This is a genomic window from Enterococcus gallinarum, assembly GCF_021496385.1.
GTDB lineage: Bacteria > Bacillota > Bacilli > Lactobacillales > Enterococcaceae > Enterococcus_D > Enterococcus_D gallinarum.
In genome coordinates, this window is sequence record NZ_CP050816.1 from 973,824 (window position 1) to 995,133 (window position 21,310).

Annotated in this window: 22 protein-coding genes, 1 riboswitch and 2 other annotated features; of the genes, 15 read left to right on the forward strand and 7 right to left on the reverse strand. The window is 41.9% G+C overall.

Going from position 1 to position 21,310, the window contains the following annotated elements; all coding sequences use genetic code 11:
- Positions 1-14 precede the first annotated feature (14 nt).
- From HED61_RS04785 to HED61_RS04815, 7 genes are all read left to right on the forward strand, one after another.
- A complete protein-coding gene (locus HED61_RS04785) occupies positions 15-716 on the forward strand; it encodes a WxL domain-containing protein (RefSeq protein ID WP_096710914.1) in 702 nt (233 codons plus the stop codon).
- 70 nt (positions 717-786) lie between these two features.
- Positions 787-1,848, forward strand: a complete 1,062-nt coding sequence (locus HED61_RS04790; protein ID WP_029486287.1) for a DUF916 and DUF3324 domain-containing protein — start codon at positions 787-789, stop codon at positions 1,846-1,848.
- Positions 1,849-2,102: 254 nt separating this feature from the next.
- Complete coding sequence (locus tag HED61_RS04795; protein ID WP_219645208.1) at positions 2,103-2,594, forward strand: hypothetical protein; 492 nt, start codon at positions 2,103-2,105, stop codon at positions 2,592-2,594.
- Positions 2,572-4,029 (forward strand): helix-turn-helix domain-containing protein, encoded by a 1,458-nt coding sequence (locus HED61_RS04800; RefSeq protein ID WP_219645207.1) that lies wholly within the window; start codon positions 2,572-2,574, stop codon positions 4,027-4,029. The genes HED61_RS04795 and HED61_RS04800 overlap by 23 nt, the downstream gene beginning before the upstream one ends.
- 174 nt (positions 4,030-4,203) lie before the next feature.
- Complete coding sequence (locus tag HED61_RS04805; protein ID WP_005470091.1) at positions 4,204-4,773, forward strand: TetR/AcrR family transcriptional regulator; 570 nt, start codon at positions 4,204-4,206, stop codon at positions 4,771-4,773.
- Between the two features lie 2 nt (positions 4,774-4,775).
- Positions 4,776-5,234, forward strand: a complete 459-nt coding sequence (locus HED61_RS04810; protein WP_005470093.1) for a low molecular weight protein-tyrosine-phosphatase — start codon at positions 4,776-4,778, stop codon at positions 5,232-5,234.
- A 111-nt stretch (positions 5,235-5,345) separates the two neighbouring features.
- A complete protein-coding gene (locus HED61_RS04815) occupies positions 5,346-5,708 on the forward strand; it encodes a hypothetical protein (RefSeq protein WP_005470095.1) in 363 nt (120 codons plus the stop codon).
- A 133-nt stretch (positions 5,709-5,841) separates the two neighbouring features.
- Here the strand turns inward: HED61_RS04815 and HED61_RS04820 are convergent, their stop codons facing one another.
- The 6 genes from HED61_RS04820 to HED61_RS04845 form a co-directional block, all read right to left on the reverse strand.
- On the reverse strand, positions 5,842-6,204 hold the full coding sequence (locus HED61_RS04820; RefSeq protein WP_003128121.1) for an iron chaperone: 363 nt from the start codon (positions 6,202-6,204) through the stop codon (positions 5,842-5,844).
- A gap of 365 nt (positions 6,205-6,569) precedes the next feature.
- On the reverse strand, positions 6,570-8,075 hold the full coding sequence (locus HED61_RS04825) for a helix-turn-helix domain-containing protein (RefSeq protein ID WP_003128122.1): 1,506 nt from the start codon (positions 8,073-8,075) through the stop codon (positions 6,570-6,572).
- A 108-nt stretch (positions 8,076-8,183) separates the two neighbouring features.
- Entirely contained in the window at positions 8,184-9,545 is a 1,362-nt protein-coding gene (brnQ, locus tag HED61_RS04830; RefSeq protein WP_003128124.1) for a branched-chain amino acid transport system II carrier protein, read from the reverse strand.
- A gap of 218 nt (positions 9,546-9,763) precedes the next feature.
- Complete coding sequence (locus tag HED61_RS04835) at positions 9,764-10,498, reverse strand: amino acid ABC transporter ATP-binding protein (RefSeq protein ID WP_003128125.1); 735 nt, start codon at positions 10,496-10,498, stop codon at positions 9,764-9,766.
- A gap of 12 nt (positions 10,499-10,510) precedes the next feature.
- Positions 10,511-12,097, reverse strand: coding sequence for an ABC transporter permease subunit (locus HED61_RS04840; RefSeq protein WP_003128126.1), 1,587 nt, complete (start codon positions 12,095-12,097; stop codon positions 10,511-10,513).
- A gap of 109 nt (positions 12,098-12,206) precedes the next feature.
- Positions 12,207-12,379: riboswitch (Lysine riboswitch) on the reverse strand.
- Between the two features lie 136 nt (positions 12,380-12,515).
- On the reverse strand, positions 12,516-12,818 hold the full coding sequence (locus HED61_RS04845; protein ID WP_003128127.1) for a hypothetical protein: 303 nt from the start codon (positions 12,816-12,818) through the stop codon (positions 12,516-12,518).
- 222 nt (positions 12,819-13,040) lie between these two features.
- On the opposite strand from HED61_RS04845, the gene HED61_RS04850 reads away from it, so the two are divergent.
- The 8 genes from HED61_RS04850 (at position 13,041) to HED61_RS04885 (ending at position 20,574) form a co-directional block, all read left to right on the forward strand.
- Positions 13,041-13,739, forward strand: a complete 699-nt coding sequence (locus tag HED61_RS04850; RefSeq protein ID WP_219645206.1) for an NAD-dependent protein deacylase — start codon at positions 13,041-13,043, stop codon at positions 13,737-13,739.
- A gap of 27 nt (positions 13,740-13,766) precedes the next feature.
- Positions 13,767-14,660 (forward strand): chorismate mutase, encoded by an 894-nt coding sequence (locus HED61_RS04855; RefSeq protein ID WP_219645205.1) that lies wholly within the window; start codon positions 13,767-13,769, stop codon positions 14,658-14,660.
- On the forward strand, positions 14,660-15,178 hold the full coding sequence (locus tag HED61_RS04860) for a transcription repressor NadR (protein WP_003128132.1): 519 nt from the start codon (positions 14,660-14,662) through the stop codon (positions 15,176-15,178). Before HED61_RS04855 ends, HED61_RS04860 begins: the two co-directional genes overlap by 1 nt.
- 11 nt (positions 15,179-15,189) lie before the next feature.
- Positions 15,190-15,744 (forward strand): isochorismatase family protein, encoded by a 555-nt coding sequence (locus HED61_RS04865; protein ID WP_060813228.1) that lies wholly within the window; start codon positions 15,190-15,192, stop codon positions 15,742-15,744.
- 19 nt (positions 15,745-15,763) lie between these two features.
- Positions 15,764-16,012: a binding site (T-box leader), on the forward strand.
- 75 nt (positions 16,013-16,087) lie between these two features.
- Positions 16,088-16,326 (forward strand) — a binding site (T-box leader).
- Between the two features lie 303 nt (positions 16,327-16,629).
- Complete coding sequence (locus HED61_RS04870) at positions 16,630-17,706, forward strand: methionine ABC transporter ATP-binding protein (RefSeq protein ID WP_005470105.1); 1,077 nt, start codon at positions 16,630-16,632, stop codon at positions 17,704-17,706.
- Complete coding sequence (locus tag HED61_RS04875) at positions 17,707-18,387, forward strand: methionine ABC transporter permease (protein ID WP_003128135.1); 681 nt, start codon at positions 17,707-17,709, stop codon at positions 18,385-18,387.
- Positions 18,388-18,438: 51 nt separating this feature from the next.
- A complete protein-coding gene (locus HED61_RS04880) occupies positions 18,439-19,272 on the forward strand; it encodes a MetQ/NlpA family ABC transporter substrate-binding protein (RefSeq protein WP_219645204.1) in 834 nt (277 codons plus the stop codon).
- A 99-nt stretch (positions 19,273-19,371) separates the two neighbouring features.
- Positions 19,372-20,574: a M20 family metallopeptidase gene (locus tag HED61_RS04885; protein WP_003128138.1), complete on the forward strand. Its 1,203-nt coding sequence runs from the start codon at positions 19,372-19,374 to the stop codon at positions 20,572-20,574.
- A 71-nt stretch (positions 20,575-20,645) separates the two neighbouring features.
- Here the strand turns inward: HED61_RS04885 and def are convergent, their stop codons facing one another.
- Positions 20,646-21,209, reverse strand: coding sequence for a peptide deformylase (gene def / locus HED61_RS04890; RefSeq protein ID WP_219645203.1), 564 nt, complete (start codon positions 21,207-21,209; stop codon positions 20,646-20,648).
- Positions 21,210-21,310: the final 101 nt, after the last annotated feature.

Below are 21,310 nucleotides of genomic sequence, written 5' to 3' on the forward strand. Positions count from 1 at the left end.
TCGTAGGATTGGGAATGACGAGCACGATCACTGCTCAAGCAGCAGAAGTGGCAGCTTATCATTCAAATGGTCAAATTGTCTTTGAACCAAACACGGAGCCAACGGATCCAATCAGTCCAATAGACCCAGATCCAGACAATCCAATCAAACCAGTCGATCCCACCACGCCAGATGGCAAACCTGAACCAGGAACCAACGGACCGTTATCGATCGACTTTGCCTCCAGTTTGTATTTTGGCATGCAAAAAATCACTTCAAAAACGGAAGTCTACCATGCCTCATTGCAAAAATATGAGGATGCAGCAGGTGCAGAACAAGAAGGACCAAATTTTGTACAAGTCACAGATAACCGAGGAACGGAAAGCGGCTGGACGTTGCATGTCAAACAAAATGGCCAATTTAAAACAGGGAAAGACCAAGAATTAAGAGCAGCTCAAATTCGCTTGACTAACGGGACGATCGTTACACCATCCGAATCCCCAAAACCTTCTAATTTTAAAAGCACGATTACCCTGGATCCCAATGGGGCTGAATCATTAGTCATGAGTGCCCAAAAAGGGGAAGGAGCCGGTACTTATCTTATGAGCTGGGGTGACAGTTTATTCGCAGCAGTAGATAGTATTGAATTAGAAGTGCCTGGCTCAACAACGAAATATGCCGTGAAGTACAGTACCACATTTACCTGGCTGCTAACTGATACCCCGACAAATCCATAGCAACCAGTCCCTTTAAGTGTAAGGTTTTGATACGTAAGGGTGGTACATAGATAGAGAGGGAAAATCCATCATGAAAAAAAGTAAACAGCTCATTATACTGGTTTTGGCAAGTCTTTTCTTTTTTATTTCGGTAAGAGGCATGGCCTCTGAATTCAATTTTGCAGTAAATCCAGTCATACCAGAGAACCAAATAGACAAATCTAAGACTTATTTTGATTTGAAGATGTCACCAGGTGCTGTTCAAACGGTGGAGGTTCTATTAAGAAATGATACGGATAAGGACGTAGTGATTGAGCCGAAGATCGCTTCGGCAACCACCAATCTAAACGGCGTTGTTGAGTATGGTCAAAATGATATCGAACCTGATGAAACCTTAACGCACAATTTGAAGGATTTGGTAGACATCGCAGAGACCATCACGATTCCCAAACAGTCTCAAGTGACTTTGCCTTTAAAAGTAAGCATGCCTTCAGAATCATTTAAAGGCGTGATTTCCGGTGGACTGACATTAAAAGAAAAGCAGGAAGAAGCCTCTGATCAGTCCGAGGATCAAGGATTAGCGATCAAAAATGAATATGCCTATGTCGTCGCAATTTTGTTGAGACAAACAACGGATGAAATCGTTCCAGATTTGAAGTTGTTAGCCGTCGAACCTGATCAAGTGAATGCCCGCAATGTAATCAATGTGACTTTTCAAAATCCGACCGCTGCCTATTTGAATTCATTTTGTTTGATCAACGATGTCACTAAAAAAGGGCAAAACGACAGCCGCTATTCTTCTGATACTTCTGGTATGCAGATGGCACCAAATTCCCATTTTTCTTATCCCATCTCATTAGAAGGACAAAAGCTTGAAGCAGGTACTTACCTGCTGAAATCTGTTGCCTACAGCGGAAAAAGCGATGAAGGACAATATAAAGTCAAGAATGGTGATGAGGAAGAAAGATATTTATACAGATGGGAATTTAAAAAAGAGTTTACAGTGGCTGGCGATGTTGCGCGAGACCTCAATCGGAAAGATGTCACTATCGAAGAAGATCATACGTGGCAATATTTATTGATTGGACTCCTCTTGGTGATCATTGCATTTCTGATTGTTTGGCATCGTCAGAAAAAGAATGAAGGAGAGTAACTGGTTTTGAAAAGTGATGAGCGATAGCCGATTCATTGCGGAATCATTTTCTTTCCTGTTTCTCAAAGTAAGTCTTATGGAGAAAGATCTCCAGTTAGGACAACAAGTTAGCAGCAAGTAAGAACAGCTGGCTTTTTCAGCTACACCTAATGGTGTGGGGCTGTCTTTGATAGATTCATCGATTATTGATGGTACGTGAGGAGAGGCCCAAGTGAGATGCCAGATAGAACTATGTTAAGGCGGTGAAATAATCAATGAAACGCAAATTTAGCTTTGTTTTAGGAGCCTATATTATTATCGGAATGATCGACCTTGTTACCGAACAGGTCGTATTCGCTACCATCTATAATCCGCTGAATCCTTCAGAAGAAATCGTTCCGAAAGACCCTCCAGAAATCAACGAGGCGCCTGTTGATGAGAAGACACCAAAAGCAGCAGAACCAGCATCGCCTAAGGAAGAACCCAAATCAAAAGAAAACAGTCAAAAGGAACAGCCGTTACTGAATCTAACAAAACCGCTTTTGGCTGATGGCAAGCAGCTGGCAAAACGCGTGACGGTGGAAGATATCTTCCTTGCAAATAGTCTGTCGGTCGACTTAGCAATGCCAGACGATGATTCAGGTGGTGATGGCAATGATCAGCCGTCTTATCTTACAAGCTTGTGCTATTTATTTACCGGAAGTGTCCTTTATGGGCAAAAGAATGATGGAGGCCTGAAAACGCATGTTTTTGACATTTTTGAATAAAGCGGATAAGCGAAAATTGGTGCTGCTTCAATACTTGGAAAATGCGGTTTCTTTATCCGAGACAAAAGAGGCATTGATGGATAATCTGACAATGTCCGAATTTTTGATCAACAAGACCGTTCAAGAATTAAACACGGACTTTTATGAATTTGGATTGGATGAAGAGTTTGGTATTGTGACTGATGGGACCGTGATCAAATTAAATGCTTCTGGTTTGGCAACCTCTGATAACGTCTTGACCTATTATTTGGACCAGTCACTGAAATTTTCCATGCTGAAAGAATGTTTTTTTGAACAACTGTCTTCACTTTATGAATTCGCTACGAACCATTTTTTAAGCCATACGCCTGTGTATAAAGAATTTAAACAATTCAAGCAGATCCTTAATGATTATGACATTGAGGTGACGAAGGAATTTCGATTGATCGGTGAAGAAAATGAAATAAGGGAATTCATATTATTGTTTTTTATGAAAGAATACTATTTGAATCAGTCGGTTTTTCCGAAAGAAATCGAAACAAAAAGAAAGACTTTCGATGCGCTTAATAGTCAAGGCTGGTTGAACCCTCAGCAATCTGCCCGAATGCAGATCCGCAAAGAACAATACTTAGGAATCATTATTACCCGAATGTGCAATGGTCATTTTCTGCAAAATACAGTTGAGGATGGTTTGATCAATGCTGAACACTTACGAATCATTGAAGAGCTGAAAGACTGGCTGGCGAAGATCTTGCCTACGGTGAGCCTGACTACCTTAGAGCGGGAAGCAAAGGAGATATTGCGGTTTCTGATCGTAGAAGGCTGGTTAGTAGAAAATGACCGCTACATTGATCAAAATCATTATATCACCCAATTAAATGAACATTTCTATACAGAACTTAGTGGTCGTTTTGCTCTTTCCCAAGAGCTTCTAGCACTGCTTACAACTGAATTGACGAACATTCATTACCAACTGCTTTCATTTTCTTTCAGTTCGCGATGCGAGTATCAACATTTGGACGTCACTTATTTCCTGCAAACATACCCTGAATATGTGGCTTTTTGTCGGAATTACCTTGAAGCTAACCGGAACCGACCCATTTTGTGGAACAACAAGGAATTTCTATTCTTTCGCTATCTGATTTTATTGATCTCAACGATCCCATTAAAAGAAATATCTGTTCCTCTCTATGTATGTGTCGATTTTTCTTATGGTCGTTCGTATAATCAAATGATTCGCAACAATATTGAAAAGATTCTCGATTTGAATATTCAGTTTCAAAGTTTTCCGGATGAAAAGACTCATCTGACTCTTTCAAACATGCCTGTTTATGGGGCAATGGGGATCAATCATATTTTGTGGCTGGCGCCGCCGCGTCCAGTGGATTGGGTCAACTTTACCGAGAAAGTCGTGGGCATCCGCAGAGAATTTTTGAAAAAAAAATTTGAGAAATAAGTTCACCCAACCGATTGGGACGTGAAGGATTGCATTATTAAAAAAAGAGCTGAAATTGTTTTCAGCTCTTTTTTTGATCCCAGCTAGTGAAATAGCTGGGATTTTTTCTGCAAGAATACTTTTTTAGTTGGAAATTTGGTATGATAAGGAGAGAATTTGAAAAAGAGGTGTACCATGGCAGAAGGGAATCAAACCAAAGCAGTCATTGGTCAAACATTCGTTGAACTTTGTGAGACAAAAGAATTAAACAAAATCAGCATTCAAGAGCTGGCTGAGAAGGCGCAGATCAATCGACAAACCTTTTATTATCATTTCCCGGATAAAAAAGCATTGATTCGTTGGATCTACAAAACAGATGCGCTGATTTATCTAACATCTGAAAACATTTCGCTAGACAATTGGGAAGAAGCAGCTTTGAAAATGTTGAAGGCGATGCGGCAAAACGGAACCTTCTATCGGAAATCTGTTACTTATGACCGGGATATTCTGATGAGTGAGTTTTATCAAATTACGGAGCCTTTATTTCAGCGCTTGTTTGATGAAGTCGATGAAGAGCAACAATTGTCGCAACAAGACATTGCTTTTTACAGCCGTTTCTTTTCTTATGGCTGTAGTGGAATCTTAGAAACTTGGATTCGTGATGATTTTCCGGAAATGCCATTAGAAATCGCGACCCAACTCTTTCGCTTGGCAAAAGATGTGGAATTTTTTTCTTATCAAATTTATCAAAAAGAGGAGCAATAATCATGACGAAAGTTTTATTTGTCTGTTTAGGAAATATTTGTCGTTCACCGATGGCAGAAGGGCTTTTCAAGCAAGCAATAGCAGAACGTCAATTGCCTTGGCAGATCGATTCAGCAGCCACTAGTTCATGGGAAGCGGGTAATCCGCCTCATCAAGGAACTCGTCAACTATTAGCAGATGCGGGGATTTCTTGGCAGAACATGGTTTCCCGCAAGATCACTTCTGAGGATTTTGAAACCTATGACTGGATCATTGGCATGGATCGTAACAATTATGAGGACCTTTCAGCAATGGCTCCAGCAGGTATGCAGCATAAGCTTTACACGTACTTAAGTGTCGTTCCTGGAGAGGGAGAAGATATTCCAGATCCTTATTACACAGGAGATTTCAACCAAACATACCGCTTGATTCAAGCAGGACTGCCCCTTTGGATAGAAAAAATAAAAAATGCTGCCCAATAAAGGGAATGTTCGCTTGTTTTTTCCTCAAAATTTGTTAAAATAAAAGCAATAAACGAGAACGTATGTGCGGTTTTAGAGAAACCCGCTGCTGTTAGCAGAAAGGAAAGACCAATGGAAAAGAAATCATCTCCCATCAGACAGCTGGGCAAGTTGATTGTCATGACTTCGACAACCTTGTTGGATACTTTCTTCAGTGACAATGCCGATAAAAAAAATCAAACTGAAAAGATCAATGAGATTCGGCAAATTTTGCAAAAAGCGGCCAGTGACAAACATCTGGTCGTCTTACAAGTGAAAACCGAGAAGGTTGGCAGTTTTGAAACCGTTACCGGTTGGATCGTTGGAAAAACGGTTGCGAAAGAACAAGTCGTTTTGAAACTGCAAAGTGATCGGCAACAAATTCGTATGATCCCTTTAGCCAGCGTTTTAAAGGTCAGCACATTAAAGGTCAAAGCAACGCGGCCCGAAAAGTAAAAAAAGTCTGTGACGTAAGTAAAAAAAGAGACCAAAACAGCAGATAGCAGCCATGTAGGCGGAAGAAGCAATCAAGCTGATCTTAGGACGTTGTTTTATTACACTCACAGACTTTTTTGTTACACTTTTTTAGTTAATCGGTAGTTGTTTTCGCTAAAACTTCTTGCAAACGCCAAGCGGTTATTCGAGCAATCAAATCATAAGGAATAGGTTCTGTAAACGAAAAACGGATTGTTCCTTTACTGGTCTTATAAGACTGCCATTCTTTTTCAAAAGCAAGAATGGCAGAGGGTGTTGGATAAAATCCTATGTGCTCTTTTGCACAGGCAAAGTGGACGATATTCTCTGTTTGGAAATAGGTTGGCATCTGATAACGAATCCGCTCTTCGGCATCCGGCAGGACTGTTTTGATCAAATTTCGGACCTCCTGCAATACAGTGGAATGATCCGGAAAGCCAGCAATATACTGATCAACCGTTTCAATGGTGTTTGTCATAAAGCTCCCCTTTTTGTATTGATTGTACTACAGAAAGGAATTTTACAAAAAAAGGAGCCTGTCAGTGGGTGGCTGACAGGCTAGGAGTTAAAAATGAAAAGTGTTAGTTAGGGTTGTTTGTTGGTATGCTTATACTATAGTCGGCAAATGTGAATTTTTTGTGGAGAAAAGCTTGGAAAGTTTTAAAGATTGCTTTCTAGAGAAAAAGAGACAAAAAATTACCCGCCGGTGGGTGGCCGGCGGGAAGGAGTTAAAAATGAAAAAGTGTTAGGGTTGTTTGTTGGTATGCTTATACTATACTAACTAAATATGAATATTCTGTGACAAAAGTTTTCGGAAGTTCTTAAGAAAAGATAACGATTCGGTTACACGTGCTGATTTTTTTCATTGAAGTATTTTTTCAACGTACGATAAAGATCGATGTATTGAGCATCAGCAGCTGCATAATCCCATAGATAAGTTGCCATCGTTGGGTTCATTTTTTTCATCAATTGATTGGAACTAATCACTAAATCATAGGGTTCCTTCAATTGCGGATCATAAGGATCCGCTTGCACAAAGGTCAGATCTTGCAGAAATTGATTCAAGGATTGGACAAGTAAAAAGTTGTCTTCCAAAACGACACCGACATGCAGCCGATTGGCGTAGCGGATCTTATCATAGAATGGTAACAAGACGTGAGTAAACATCGCTGCTAACTGTTCTTGATTGGTGTCATTGATATAGTCTACATTATTGGAAGAGCGATAGTCGGTAAAGAATTGATCGATATGCTGATGCAATTGTTCCTGTGGCAGACCATGTCCCATGGAAAGGGTGAGCAGCCGGTAAATATTAGGAAACGGTTGTCGAAAGACGTAGTTGCCAAAGGTCGCATTGATTAGATTACCAATCAAGATAGGATCATCTAAAAGTTCCTGCTGTCCAGCAAAATAGGTCTGTTTCATTTGGGCAAGGAAATCAAAAACTAACGGATAGATCGGATTCTGTTTAGTCGTATAGAATGTCAATGTTTGTTGCAAGGAAGGATCTTCCTCAGACAAGTAGAAGGGTAGCATTTGGGAGAGCAAATAGATAAAACTTGATTCTCCTTTAAGCTGTTTTTCTGTTAATTCAGTATCGGCAGTCAACGTGGTACGCAAGCGATTGAAATCATAATAGCGATTGTTTTTCATCAAAAAATTATAACGGCGGTCGTATTTTGCAAAATTCGCTTTTCTAATGCGTAAAAGGACCAACGCAGCAAAATATTTTAACTCTAGCTTCCCTAGATAAGAACGAGAGATAGGAAAATAGCTAGCAAACTCATCGACGAAAGCTTCTGCATCAGACTCAGAAACGGCAAAAGGCCATTTGATCCCCCGGACGCCTAACCAAATGATATTGAATAAGGAAAGACGCACTAAGCGCTCGTCGCCAACGAGATTCGATTCTGTATAAGTAAAACGCAATTGAAACTGCTTCAAATGGTTTTTTAGATGTTCGAATTTTCGGGATACTGTTGAACGGCTGACATCATATTTCTTGCAAAAATCCGTAATGGTAGGATTTTCTTCATTCAGCATATAAAGAACATATAAGAATGGTACGCTCTTGTTCAAAAGATAAAACCGGTACTCATCAATCGTTGCCGCAATATTTTGGGGCTGCAGCTTGCCACCACGTCCAAGTATTGACAAGTGATCCGGGGTCAACTCGTGTAAATCTTGATCGATCTCAGTCAACTCAATGAATGTTTGCTGATAGCTCAAGTCCATTTCTTTGGCTAATTGCGCGATTGGATGATTTGGATTTTGTAAAGTAAGCATGCGCCGGAATAATTTAAATTTGATCAACGTTTGCGGATCCATCATAAGTTCTTCGTAAAACATAAATATCCTCCTTTAATGGGTCTATTGTACCTGTTTTTGTTTCAACTGTCAGTCTTTTATCAAAAAAAATGGCCTACCTTTCAAAAATGGTAGGTCATTTTTTTTGAATTAATGATTTTTGACGGATTTCGGTTCTTTTTTGCACCAAGCCCAAACGAGACCTATGATGAAACCGATGATTGCAGGTGCCAGCCAACCCATGCCGATTTTGAAGAACGGCAAGTATTGCTCTGCAAATTTCAATAACTGCTGAACGACAGCAGTGTCTCTAATCAATGCCGGGCAAGCATTTAATCCGTCAATAACGGCTGCCACCAGGGTGAAATAAGTGGTCATACGGTACACACTGGCACGATGCTGGAACAATGGACTAATAATCGCCAACAAAATCAATGTAATGGCCAGCGGATAGACAAACATCAGAACAGGAGTTGAAAACTCAATGATTTTCGTCAGACCGATATTTGCAAAGATCGCCGGTAGAATGCTGGCAACAGCACTGAAAAACAAGTAGCTTCTTGCAGGAAACAATTCTGCAAAGGTTTCGGCAAATGCGGTGATCAATCCGATCGCAGTTTTCAAACAAGCTAAAATGACGATCAATGCTAAGAGCAGACTTCCAGAGCGGCCTAAGTAATGGTTGGCTACTTGTGCTAAAGCGATCCCACCATTGGCACTGATCGCAAATTTTCCTAGGCTCATCGCTCCCATGTAGGAAAGCAATGTGTAGATGATCCCCATCAGAAAGATACTGATAGAGCCAGAAAGAATCGTATCTTTCGCGATTTCGGAAGGTTTCGTGATACCCATGTTACGGATCGCAGTCACAATAATGATGCCAAAGGCTAATGAGGCTAGTGCATCCAACGTATTGTACCCATTTGTGAAGCCGGTGAAGAAGGCGTGTTCTTGGTAAAGCGGAGAAACAGGCGCCTCTTGGATTGTACCCATTGGCTGCGTAAAAGCAAAGACTAAAAGTAAGCCAAGCAATACCAAAAAGAGGGGATTCAAGAATTTTCCTACGTAATCCAATATCTTACTAGGCTTGCGTGAGAACCACCACGCAGCCCCAAAGAATAATAGTGAAAATACGGCCAACAAGGGTGCTTGGAGATCTTGGGAAACAAAGGGTACAAGTCCGATCTCAAAGGAAGTTGTGGCTAACCGAGGGAGTGCAAAAAAAGGACCAATCACTAAATAAAGCAACACAGTGAAAATAATGGCATAACGGCGGTTGATCCGTGAAGCTAATTCGAAGACACCCGTACTTTGGGAAAGACCAAATGCGATAACGCCTAAGAATGGTAACCCAATTCCGGTCACTAAGAAACCTAAATTGGCAAGGGCTACATTACTACCAGCTTCTTGTCCCATATGCACTGGGAAAATCAAATTTCCCGCACCAAAAAATAGACCAAACAACATAGAACCAACATACAAATAGTCTTGAATACGTAACTTTTTCTTCATATCAACTTACTCCTATAGTTCTCTAGTTTTAAAAAAAATAACAAAAAAATGATCAAATAGCAACTCTTAGTTGACCAAGGCCAAAAAAAGAAACCAGGGAACAAGCGACAAGAAGATGATTCGGTAAGGACAAGCAATGCCCTCTTGTAAGACAGGAAGGCACTGACTGTTCGTCTAAATCATTTTGTCTGCAACTTGTACCCTAGTTCAGCACAGGATCAATTAAGTACCCGCGATAGAAATTCTTTCGTCCGCTGTTCTTTTGGATGGATAAAGATTTCTTCTGGTGTGCCTTCTTCAGCGATCACACCTTTGTCCATGAAGATCACTCGGTCAGAGACTTCTTTAGCAAAGCCCATCTCATGGGTCACGATGACCATAGTCAGCCCAGTATGAGCTAACGCATTCATCGTTTTCAAAACTTCTCCGACCATCTCTGGATCAAGAGCTGAAGTTGGTTCATCGAATAACATCACATCAGGATCCATTGACAATGCCCGGGCAATGGCTACCCGTTGCTTTTGTCCACCAGATAATTGAGCCGGTTTTGCTTTGACGTAGCGGCTCATGCCGACTTTTTCCAAATTCTCCCGAGCAATTTTTTCTGCTTCGGCGCGATTTCTTTTTAGAACAGTGACTTGGCCCGTGACACAATTTTCCAGAACATCCATGTTATTAAAAAGGTTGAAGGACTGGAACACCATCCCTAAATGAGTCCGATAGTTTGGTAAGCTGTATCCTTTTTCTAGGACATTTTCGCCCATATAAATGATTTTTCCACTGGTTGGCTTTTCTAAAAGATTGATACACCGAAGCAGTGTGGATTTCCCTGAACCGGAGGAGCCGATAATCGTTACGACTTCACCTTTATTGACCGAAAGACTAATGTCTTTCAAAACGACATTGTCGCCAAAACTTTTCTTTAAATGATCGATTTCGATAATTGCTGACATCTGTCTTCCTCCTTATTCTGGGTTGATATCTTCTAGTTTGACATAAGAACTAGGACCATCCATTTTGCGTTCAACAAAACGTAAAATTTGAGTCGCAGAGATTGTCAAAACGAGATAGATTGCACCGATGATCGCAAATGTTTGGAAGTATTGATAATTTGTTCCGGCAGCCGATGTTCCTTGGAAGAAAAGATCGGCGACACTGATTACGCTCAACACGGCAGTATCTTTGATATTGATGATGATTTCGTTACCTGTTGCTGGTAAGATATTTCGCATAACTTGTGGCAAGACAACTTTGAACATCGTTTGCCAGTGAGTCATTCCAATTGCTTGTGCTGCTTCAAATTGACCATCATCCACTGCAAAGATCCCGCCACGGACGATTTCAGACATATAGGCTCCTGTATTGATAGAAACGATCAATAATGCCGCAATCGTACGATTCATGGAAACACCAAATGCTAGAGCAGTCCCATAAAAAATGACCATAGCTTGTACCATCATTGGTGTGCCACGGAAAACTTCAATATAGATCGTCAATAATGCATTGATCAATTTTTGGAAAAAGCGACTTACAGGATTTTCAGCAGCTGGCAGCGTCCGAAAGACACCGACTAATAGACCAATCAATAATCCGACGACAGTAGAAACGATCGCAATGAAAAGCGTCAATCCTGCCCCTCGTAAAAATAGAGAACCATAGTCATCGATGATTTTTTTGAAATCGGCCAGCAGACCTTGATTCGCTGAATCTCCGCTGGTGTCCGCAGGCTGCTCTTCGATAGCCGCATCCATGAGTTTCGTGCGTTCACTTTGAGGGATCGTCGCTAGAATCTCGTTGACCTTTTGGACATCGGGGTCACCTTTGCGCATACCAACGGCAACTTGGACATCCTCTGGGTTGGTTTCAAAACCTTGACCTTCGGCAAATTCGATCATCTTCAGATCAGGATTTGCCCCTGTAGCAGTGACGCCTTCAGGACGTTCGCTGACGTACCCGTCAATGATGCCTGAAGCCAACGCGACGCGCATGGAAGAAAAATCTTTCATGGCTTGTTCTTTTTGTACTTCTGGAATTTGATCGATCACTGTGTAATGGAATGTATTTAATTGGGCGGTGATTTTTGCACCTGTCAAATCAGCTAAACTTTTCGCATTTGCGAATTTACCATCTTTTTGAACGACAACGACTAAGTTCGATTCGTAGTAAGGATCGGTAAAATCGATTTGTTCCCGTCGTTCGGCTGTAGGGGACATCCCAGCGATTACCGCATCAATGGTCCCTGATTGTAATGCAGGTGCCAGGCCATCCCATTGTGTTTTGACGATCACTAATTCTTTGCCAAGACCATCAGCGATTTTCTTCGCGATTTGAACGTCATAACCGCCAGCATAGGCAGACCCTTTCTCGCCAGAAATAGGTACCGCTCCATGGGCATCGGTGGTTTGGGTCCAGTTGAAAGGGGCATAACCCGCTTCCATCCCCACTCGAAACTGATCAGCTGGAGTTTGATCATCTGCATGAGCAGTCATCGATACATTGACAAGTGTGAAACAGAGGGCGAAAAATGCCCAAAACCAATTCATTTTCTTCATTTTCTCTTTCCTTTCACGAGTGGCACTACAGACAGGCAAAGGTAACAAAAAAACAGCCGTACTCCATGATTGGAAAACGGCTGTTGACAATTTCGTCGACAAACCTTTCACAAAACATAGCGCAACTTAGCCAAGCTAAGACAGTACGCAAGTTGTTCACTTGCGTCCCAACAAAATAATTCAAGCAAGAATCAGTTTGTTTCGGCGATGTTCCCTAGCTCTGCTTTTGACGTGTTGCTTCACTCAGCAGGATTAATGAACCTCGCGACCTCTACCTAAATGTTAAAGGATACTCGTATTTGATTATGATACTTAATCGAGTGTAGAAGAAAAAGGTGGATTTGTCAATTCTTTTCAACAAAAAAAGCAGTCTCTTTTCTTTGGAAAAGGGAACTGCTTTTCTTTACTTTCGGCTACTTTAAGCAACTTTGGCTTTTGGTTCGCGGCCTAAGACAGCTTGAATAACTGTCAGACCTAGTAATAAGCCTAGAGCTAAATAAATGAGACTTGAGTATTGTGTAACGCCCCAGTCTTGACCTAATGTACGATAAACCAATAGAACGAGTGCTTGAATGATTGCTGTGATGACATTTAAGAAAGCAAACGCCCATAGATTTCCATTTTCTTTACGAGATAAATAGAAAATAGAGAAGTATAAGCTAACTGCCAACCAGCCGAAACTGATGATGATCATTGCCCAATAAATAATAGATGCTACCAATGTATTTCACCTCACTTTGATTCGTGAATAGTTTACCACGTTTTTTGTAGAATGTCATGAAAGAATCAATGAAATGAGCTGAAAATTCCAAGTGAAGATTTCCTTCCTGTTGAGGCTTTTTCAAGGGAAGGTTTGTGAAAAATCGCGGATGATGGTTATAAAAAATGGGGAAATTAGGTATACTATTAAAAAGTAGAACAATCACGGAAGGAGTTCAGCAAAATGTTAGTATCGATTGAAACAGCTGTCGAAAAGATTCAAGCTGCCGAGTCTATCACTTTTTTGACAGGAGCGGGCGTTTCAACCCCTTCCGGTATTCCGGATTACCGCTCTTTGAAAGGGATTTATCATGGCATTGAAGCGCCAGAATATCTGTTGAGTCATACTTGTATGGTCAGAGAGCCGGATAAATTTTATCAATTTGTCAAACATCTCTACTATCCTGAAGCAAAGCCCAATGTGATCCATCAGACGATGGCAGAGTTCGCTCAAGAACGGAACGTTTGGGTAGTCTCGCAAAACATTGATGGCCTCCATCAACAGGCGGGGAGTCAGCAGCGTATTGATTTCCACGGAACCCTTTACCGCTGTTACTGCCGTCAATGCGGTGCAGAAGTTCCTTGGCAAACCTATTTGACAGACTGGCATCATGCCGATTGCGGTGGACAGATTCGTCCAGCGATCGTCTTGTATGAAGAAGGTTTCAGCGAAGAAACAATTACTGCAGCTATCAACGCTGTGGCCAATGCACAGCTAGTGGTCGTGGTAGGCACCTCATTACAAGTCTATCCTTTTGCTGGTTTGTTGCAGTATCAAAATAGCCAGAATTGCTTGATCATCAACCAAACAATGCTTGAACAAAATACGACTCCTCAAGTTTTAGCAAGTGGGGAAACAGTTTTTGCAAAACTCTCACACTAAAATTGAAAAGGAGTATGGAGGCACATTATGACAGAACGTACAGAAAAAGAAAAAATGATTGCTGGTGAATTGTATTTTTCACCAGATCCAGAATTAGTTGCCGATCGCAAATTTGCCAGAGAACAAATGCACTTGATCAATCGGGAATCCGAACCGATGATCAAAGAACAACTGCTAAAAGAGACATTTGGTCAAGTGGCTGGCCGTATCTATATCGAACCGAATGTCCGCTTTGATTACGGCTATAATATTTCAGTTGGAAAAAATTTCTATGCCAATTATGATTGTATCTTTTTAGATGTTTGTCCCATTACCTTTGGTGATAACTGTATGCTAGCACCAAATGTTCGTCTCTTTACAGCTTCTCATCCATTGCATCCAGTCAAGCGTAATAGTGGCCTTGAGTATGGCGCACCAATTACAGTTGGCGACAATGCTTGGATCGGTGGCGGTGCAGTTATCCTTCCAGGTGTTCGCTTAGGCGATAACGTGGTCGTTGGTGCGGGAAGTGTCGTGACTAAATCGTTCCCTGATAACGTGGTGATCGCTGGAAATCCAGCTCGGATCATCAAAACCATTGAATCTGGTGAAACCATCGAAGAGATCGCAAAAGATGTCGTTCCCGCAACTAAAAGCACGACAGAAGTCGTTGCTGCTATCGATCATCAACGGGAGACGATCGATGCGATTGATCGAGAACTGACAGAATTATTAGAAAAACGCATGACAGCAGTCAGTGAAATCGTCCAATGGAAAAAACAGAAACAGACAGCAGTTCTGGATGAATCTCGGGAAGAAGCTGTTTTGAACAATGTTCGCCAGTCCGTTTCCAATAAAGCCTTCGAAGAAACGATTGTCGTAACCTTTGAGTCGATCATGGAACATTCTCGCACTTATCAAAAGAATCAATTGGAGGGATAATGATGGATGGAGCAACACGACGGGAAGCAATCATCAAGCAGTTGCAGACCGCCGAGAAACCGATCAGTGCTAGTAAATTAGCGGGTAAGTTAGGTGTCAGCCGCCAAATCATCGTTGGTGACATTGCCTTGTTGCGAGCAGCAGGAGAGGCTATCGTGGCTACCGCTCGCGGTTACCGCTTAGAAGCTGCAAGTGAGACAGGTCATGTCAGCAAACTTGCTGTGCAACACCGTCCGGAACAAACAGAAGAAGAATTGTTGACATTTGTCTCTTGCGGAATCGAAGTGATTGATGTGATCGTTGAGCATGAGATTTATGGGGAATTAACAGGGAATCTGCGGATCAAAACGGAACAAGATGTCGCAGACTTTATGCGGAAATACCAGCATTCACAAGCCCGCCTGCTTTCTGATTTGACCAATGGGATCCATCTCCATACGTTACGCTACCAAGAAGCAGCAGAGTTAGAGCAAGCAAAGCAATTGTTGGCTGATAAAGGAATCTTATACCAAAACTAAAGGAGAAGTGGATGCAAGATATTCTGATCATCGTTGATTTACAAAAAGGCGTGTGTTCAAACAATGGCACCAAACTGGATCATCTCGATTCGCTGCTGTTGTTTGCCAACCAGCGGATCCAAACTTACCGTCATGCACAACGCCCCGTTTTATTTGTGCAGCATGAGGAAGAAGAACTCGGCTACCAAACAGATGAATGGCTCTTACATCCAGATTTGGCTGTGCAAGCAACCGACTTGTTTTTGCGCAAGACTCATGCGAATAGCTTTTTCAATACCTCCTTACAGTCCTTGTTGACAAAGCACCATGTTCGCAGCATCGAATGGATCGGTGCGCAAACTGAATTTTGTATGGATGGCACGATCAAATTTGCCCATGGATTAGGGTATCAGAATGTGTTGTATCAGCAAGCAACGACTACTTATGCATCCGAAGGCTGGTCAGCTGCTGAAATCATTCATTGGTATGAGCGGATCTGGCAAGATCGCTATGCCCAGATTCTAGCATTGCCAAAAAATTCTGAAAAAAATAGTTTTCTGATTGACAAGGTATCCTTTTTCCGGTAAAGTACATTTCAACAAGAATAACTATCCGTTGATAAGGAAAGTAATCGTAGATACTTTAAAGAGAGACTCTGGTTGGTGGAAAGAGTTAAGTCTGAAACGTTGAAAAATGGCCTTGGAGGATTGATTGTCGATAAGTAGGCAATCACGGAATCTGCTCTACCGTTAAAAGGAGCACCAATCACTTGATGGAATTTTCTTGATAGACGTTGGGTTGAGGGAAGGGAAACCTTCTGAACAAAAGGTGGTAACACGAGTGATCGTCCTTTTATCAGCAGATGCTGGTAAAAGGACTTTTTTTGTTTTCATCGATCTTTGAAAATAAAAAGCGGCATAAAAAAATAGAGTCAACACGATGAATTGGTAAGTACAAAAGGAATGTTCCTAAACAGAGAGCTTCGGTAGCTGAAAAGAAGCAGGAAACGAATTTTGGAAAATGGCCAAGGAGTGATTCGTCCCGAGCAATGATGCAAGGCGGCGACGGCAGCATCCGTTATCTTGCTAGAGTATGATCGTACTCGAAGAGGAGCTATATGTGAATATAGCTTAAACTGAGGTGGTAACACGCAAAAAGGCGTCCTCAAGCAAGCCAGTTATGGCTTGCTTGAGGACGCCTTTTTGCTGTGAATCACTGCGATTGGTCAAAGACCCGAGCAGATGATGAACAGTACTAGGCGACCGGAGGGAGCGTAGTAACCTCACCCCGAATCACTGCGATTGGTCAAAGACCATGCAAGTTCTTCTTAGCGTCAGCTTAGAAGCAACTGTAGGCGAAGCATAGAGTAGACGAGCAGATGATGAGCAGTAGTAGGTGACCGGAGGAAGCGTAGTTGATCATCCCCAAAAAATCAACTAGTTAATCAATCGGCGATAATAAGGAGGAAAAAAATGATTTCATTAAAGGATGTATCGGTGACATTTACACAACCAAACAAGGAGACGATCCAAGCGGTCAAAAATGTGTCACTAGAAGTAGATAAAGGCGATGTTTATGGGATCGTCGGCTATTCCGGCGCGGGTAAAAGTACCCTGGTACGCGTAATCAATTTATTGCAGCGGCCAACGTCAGGGAGTGTCGTAGTCAATCAGACTGAATTGACCGCATTACCGGCTAAAGCATTAAGAGAAAAAAGGAAAACGATCGGAATGATCTTTCAGCATTTCAATTTGATGGATAGCCGGAATGTCTTTGACAACGTGGATTTTTCCTTGAAATATGCAGGAATCTCCAAACAGGAACGTCGTCAAAAAGTGACAGAATTGCTGTCCTTGGTTGGACTGGAAGAAAAGGCAAGGTCGTTTCCTAGTCAACTTTCAGGGGGACAAAAGCAGCGAGTCGCCATCGCACGAGCATTAGCCAACGACCCAGAGATCTTGCTCTGCGATGAGGCGACTAGCGCACTTGATCCTAAGACAACATTACAGATACTTGCATTATTGAAAAAACTCAATCGTAAATTAGGGTTGACGATCGTCATTATCACTCATGAGATGCAAGTGGTGAAAGAAATCTGTAATAAAGTCGCTGTAATGGAAAATGGCGAGATCATTGAACAAGGAAAGAGTGTTCAAATTTTTAGCCAGCCGGCAAAACCGCTGACAAAAGACTTTATTCGGACTGCTACTCATATTGATCAAGCGCTGGAAACGATTCTCGGCAGTGCGAAATTCTCCTCATTGGCTGCCAACGAATGGCTGGTGGAACTGTCTTATGTTGGGGATCAGACCAATGAACCATTGATCGCACAATTGTTTAGTCGTTATCAAGTTACGACGAATATCCTCTACGGAAACGTAGAGATTCTGCAAGATGTTCCCATCGGTAGTTTGATCGTTAGTTTATCAGGGGAATATGGGCAGCGTAAACGAGCATTAGATTTTCTCGCGGATCAAGGTGTTTACACGAATATCATTAAGCAAAATCACGCGGAACCATTGAATAACGTGATTGAAGGAGGATTTTAGATGAGCACTTTTTTTGAACGGTATTTTCCCAATGTCGTTGCTATCTCTGATGAATTTGTAGAAGCAACGATCCAAACATTATACATGACCTTTTGGACAGCACTGATTGCAGGGATTTTAGGAATCATTTTGGGCATTGTTCTTGTCGTGACCCGACCAGGAGGTATTTTGGAAAGCCGCGGATTATTTGAACTTTTGGATAAAATCATCAACATCGTACGTTCCATTCCTTTTATTATCCTATTGGCTTTGTTAGGAACGACGACTCGTTTGATCGTAGGAACAACGATTGGGGAAACAGCTGCTTTGGTTCCATTGATTGCAGGGATCATTCCTTTCTTTGCTCGTCAAATCGAAATTGCCCTATTAGAAGTTGATCCTGGGGTTATTGAAGCGGCAGAAGCAATGGGAACCAGTCCATTGGGAATTATTGTGCGGGTCTATTTACCCGAAGGGTTGGCTGGGATCATTCGCGTCTCTGCTTTAACGATCATCAATGTGATTGGACTGACCGCAATGGCTGGTGCAGTTGGTGCTGGCGGTTTAGGGAACTTGGCGATCACTCGCGGCTATAATCGTTTCCAAAACGACGTCACCATCATGGCGACACTGATCATTTTAATTTTGGTCTTTTTTAGTCAATTTGTCAGCAATCTGTTGGTTAAAAAAGTCAGCCACTAAAAAGGACAAAAAAAACAAATAAAATTAAGTAGAAACTATTGGAGGAAGAAAATGAAAAAATTACTTAAAGCAATCGTGGTAGGTGCGGCATTATTATTTATTACTGGGTGCAGCAATAGCAATGCTGGAACAAAAGAGAAAGAAGTAACCGTCAAACTTGGAGTGATCGGTGCCGACACGGATGTTTGGGATGATGTCAAAGATCGTTTGAAAGATGAAGGTATCAACTTAGAATATGTTCAATTTTCTGATTATAATCAACCGAATGCGTCGTTGGCAGATGGTTCTATCGATATAAATTCTTTTCAACACCAGTTCTTTTTAGACAATTACAATAAAGAGTTTGGAACGGATCTTGTTTCTATCGGCAATACAGTCAATGCGCCGCTAGGGATTTATTCAGACAAGGTGAAAGATATCAAGGAATTGAAAGAAGGCGCGACAGTAGCAATTCCAAATGACGTCACCAATGGCGGCCGTGCGTTGTTGTTACTACAAAGCGCTGGCTTGATCAAAGTTGATGAAGCAGCAGGCCAGACGCCGACCGTTTCGGATATCACTGAAAACAATCAAAAGTTGAAAATCTCTGAGTTAGATGCTGCCCAAACTGCCCGCGCATTATCAGATGTTGATATTTCAGTAATCAATAGCGGAATGGCTGTGGATGCTGGCTTTGTTCCGACAGAAGATGCGATCTTCTTAGAGCCTGTAGATGAAACGGCTCGCCCATACGTGAACATCATTGCTGCGCGTAAAGAAGATCAAGACAACGAAGTGTATCAAAAAGTTGTTGCTGCTTATCAAACGGACGAAACAAAGAAAGTTATCGAAGAAACATCGAAAGGTTCTAGCGTTCCAGCCTGGGAGACATTTGGCGCGAAGTAAAGAAGAGTATAGCAAGAATGCCTACCTTTCTGAGGCAGGAGCTGTGAGACCACTGACTATTCATACTTATTTATCCATATTAAAGGGAGAGAAAATCATATGACAACAACTGTAAAAACTTCTATTAAAGAATTTATCGCACAACGCTTACCGGAATACCAAGAACTAGCTTTGGATATTCATGATCATCCAGAAGTCAGCAACTATGAATTTTATTCTGCAGATGCGCTGATTGCCCAATTAGAAAAAGAAGGATTCACCGTGGAAAAAGAAGTGGCTGGTCATCGTACAGGGTTCGATGCCCGTTATCAAAGCGGCAAACCTGGACCAACATTAGCTTTTTTGGCAGAATATGATGCGCTGCCCGGCATCGGTCATGCCTGTGGGCACAATCTCTTTGGAACTTATTCTGTATTGGCTGCTAGTGCGTTGCAACCTTATGTAGATGAACTAGGAGGAGAAATCCGCGTTTATGGTACTCCTGGTGAAGAGGGGGGCGAAAATGGCTCAGCAAAGGGCAGTTTTGTGCGTGAAGGTTTTTTTGAGGATGTCGATGCTGCATTGTGCGTGCATCCAGCTTATCGCTATGGCAAAACCACCGCATCTTTGGCTAATGATCCTGTCGATATCAAATTTTATGGTCGGGCATCCCATGCGGCAGCGGCACCAGAGAAAGGCATTAATGCGTTAGAGGCATTGATCCAAGTTTTTAATGGGATCAATGGGTTGCGTCTTCATTTGCCGAAAGATGTCAACATTCATGGCGTGATCACTGATGGTGGTGTGGCAGCGAATGTTGTTCCAGAATATGCAGCTGGACGTTTTTATTTACGAGCAGCCAATCGGGCGACACTAGATGAAGTCTATGAGAAAGTGGAGAATATCGTTAAAGGAGCAGCTTTAGCAACAGGAACGACTTATGAATTTGGACTCTTCCAGAATTCAGTCGACGATGTGATCGTAACACCAAGTTTTGATGAACTATTCTTTGCCCATACTCAGGAAGTTGGCGTTCCCCAAGCAGAGATCGATGTGGAAACAAAAGCAAGTTTAGGCTCTTCAGATGTAGGAAACGTCAGCCAAGTGATCCCCACGATCCAGCCAACTGTCTCAATTTCGGATGAATACATTGCTGGTCACTCCGAGGAATTTAAAGCGGCTGCTCGTAGTACCAAAGGACTGAACTCGATTGCGATCGCAGCGGAATTACTCGCATTGACTGCATTAGATCTTTATCAAAAGCCAGAATTGTTGTCTCAAATCAAAGCGGACCATCAAGCCAGCTTGGCAAAGGGAAATTAATCCTAATGAATGACGACTAAAGTAAACAAGAGCGCATTCCCACTTGGGAGTGCGCTCTTGTTTGCTAATCGTTAATCGATCACTAAAACTCCTTCTTTTAATGAGAAAGGATTTTTTTCATTGATGTGATCATAGAACATGACACCATTCAAATGGTCGATTTCATGTTGCACGACGATAGCTGCATAGTTCTTCAAACGAACTTTTTGCTTCTTGCCTTGCATGTCATAATAGCTGATCGTGATTCGGGCGTGACGTACGACATAGCCTGGTACTTCCCGGTCTACAGACAGACAGCCTTCGCCTTCACCTAAACATGCCTCTTGTACGGAGTGGCTTAAGATTTTAGGATTGTACAACACATCTTTAAATTCAGGTTCTGGATTTTCAGGATCGCTACTAGGAACTAAAACAGCAGTGATTCTTTTAGAAATATCTAGTTGAGGTGCTGCTAAACCGACTCCGCCTCGTAAATTCAATTCTTCGGCTTTCACTGGGTCTTGGCTATTTTCTAGAAACTCCATCATGTCTTTCCCTAATTGAATGTCCGCTTCACTTAATGGAAAGGGGACTTCTTTTGCTACTTCCCGCAAAGTTGGGTTGCCTTCGCGAATAATATCATCCATTGTAATCATTGATGATGTGATTCCTCCTACTATGTAAAAATTACGCGCTCGTTGACTCCTTATAAAGTGTACCACAACTAATGGCCGAACCGCATTAGAAAGTTTAAGGG

Bases quoted from the DNA above. Each gene is read 5' to 3' on its own strand.
- HED61_RS04855 (WP_219645205.1), top strand. From the start codon at position 13,767: ATGACAGAACGTACAGAAAAAGAAAAAATGATTGCTGGTGAATTGTAT.
- HED61_RS04885 (WP_003128138.1), top strand. From the start codon at position 19,372: ATGACAACAACTGTAAAAACTTCTATTAAAGAATTTATCGCACAACGC.
- brnQ (WP_003128124.1), bottom strand. From the start codon at position 9,545: ATGAAGAAAAAGTTACGTATTCAAGACTATTTGTATGTTGGTTCTATG.
- HED61_RS04815 (WP_005470095.1), top strand. From the start codon at position 5,346: ATGGAAAAGAAATCATCTCCCATCAGACAGCTGGGCAAGTTGATTGTC.
- HED61_RS04840 (WP_003128126.1), bottom strand. From the start codon at position 12,097: ATGAAGAAAATGAATTGGTTTTGGGCATTTTTCGCCCTCTGTTTCACA.
- HED61_RS04850 (WP_219645206.1), top strand. From the start codon at position 13,041: ATGTTAGTATCGATTGAAACAGCTGTCGAAAAGATTCAAGCTGCCGAG.
- HED61_RS04835 (WP_003128125.1), bottom strand. From the start codon at position 10,498: ATGTCAGCAATTATCGAAATCGATCATTTAAAGAAAAGTTTTGGCGAC.
- HED61_RS04820 (WP_003128121.1), bottom strand. From the start codon at position 6,204: ATGACAAACACCATTGAAACGGTTGATCAGTATATTGCTGGCTTTCCG.
- HED61_RS04860 (WP_003128132.1), top strand. From the start codon at position 14,660: ATGATGGATGGAGCAACACGACGGGAAGCAATCATCAAGCAGTTGCAG.
- HED61_RS04790 (WP_029486287.1), top strand. From the start codon at position 787: ATGAAAAAAAGTAAACAGCTCATTATACTGGTTTTGGCAAGTCTTTTC.
- HED61_RS04810 (WP_005470093.1), top strand. From the start codon at position 4,776: ATGACGAAAGTTTTATTTGTCTGTTTAGGAAATATTTGTCGTTCACCG.
- HED61_RS04875 (WP_003128135.1), top strand. From the start codon at position 17,707: ATGAGCACTTTTTTTGAACGGTATTTTCCCAATGTCGTTGCTATCTCT.
- HED61_RS04825 (WP_003128122.1), bottom strand. From the start codon at position 8,075: ATGTTTTACGAAGAACTTATGATGGATCCGCAAACGTTGATCAAATTT.
- HED61_RS04870 (WP_005470105.1), top strand. From the start codon at position 16,630: ATGATTTCATTAAAGGATGTATCGGTGACATTTACACAACCAAACAAG.
- def (WP_219645203.1), bottom strand. From the start codon at position 21,209: ATGATTACAATGGATGATATTATTCGCGAAGGCAACCCAACTTTGCGG.
- HED61_RS04865 (WP_060813228.1), top strand. From the start codon at position 15,190: ATGCAAGATATTCTGATCATCGTTGATTTACAAAAAGGCGTGTGTTCA.
- HED61_RS04785 (WP_096710914.1), top strand. From the start codon at position 15: ATGACGAGCACGATCACTGCTCAAGCAGCAGAAGTGGCAGCTTATCAT.
- HED61_RS04805 (WP_005470091.1), top strand. From the start codon at position 4,204: ATGGCAGAAGGGAATCAAACCAAAGCAGTCATTGGTCAAACATTCGTT.
- HED61_RS04880 (WP_219645204.1), top strand. From the start codon at position 18,439: ATGAAAAAATTACTTAAAGCAATCGTGGTAGGTGCGGCATTATTATTT.
- HED61_RS04800 (WP_219645207.1), top strand. From the start codon at position 2,572: ATGTTTTTGACATTTTTGAATAAAGCGGATAAGCGAAAATTGGTGCTG.
- HED61_RS04795 (WP_219645208.1), top strand. From the start codon at position 2,103: ATGAAACGCAAATTTAGCTTTGTTTTAGGAGCCTATATTATTATCGGA.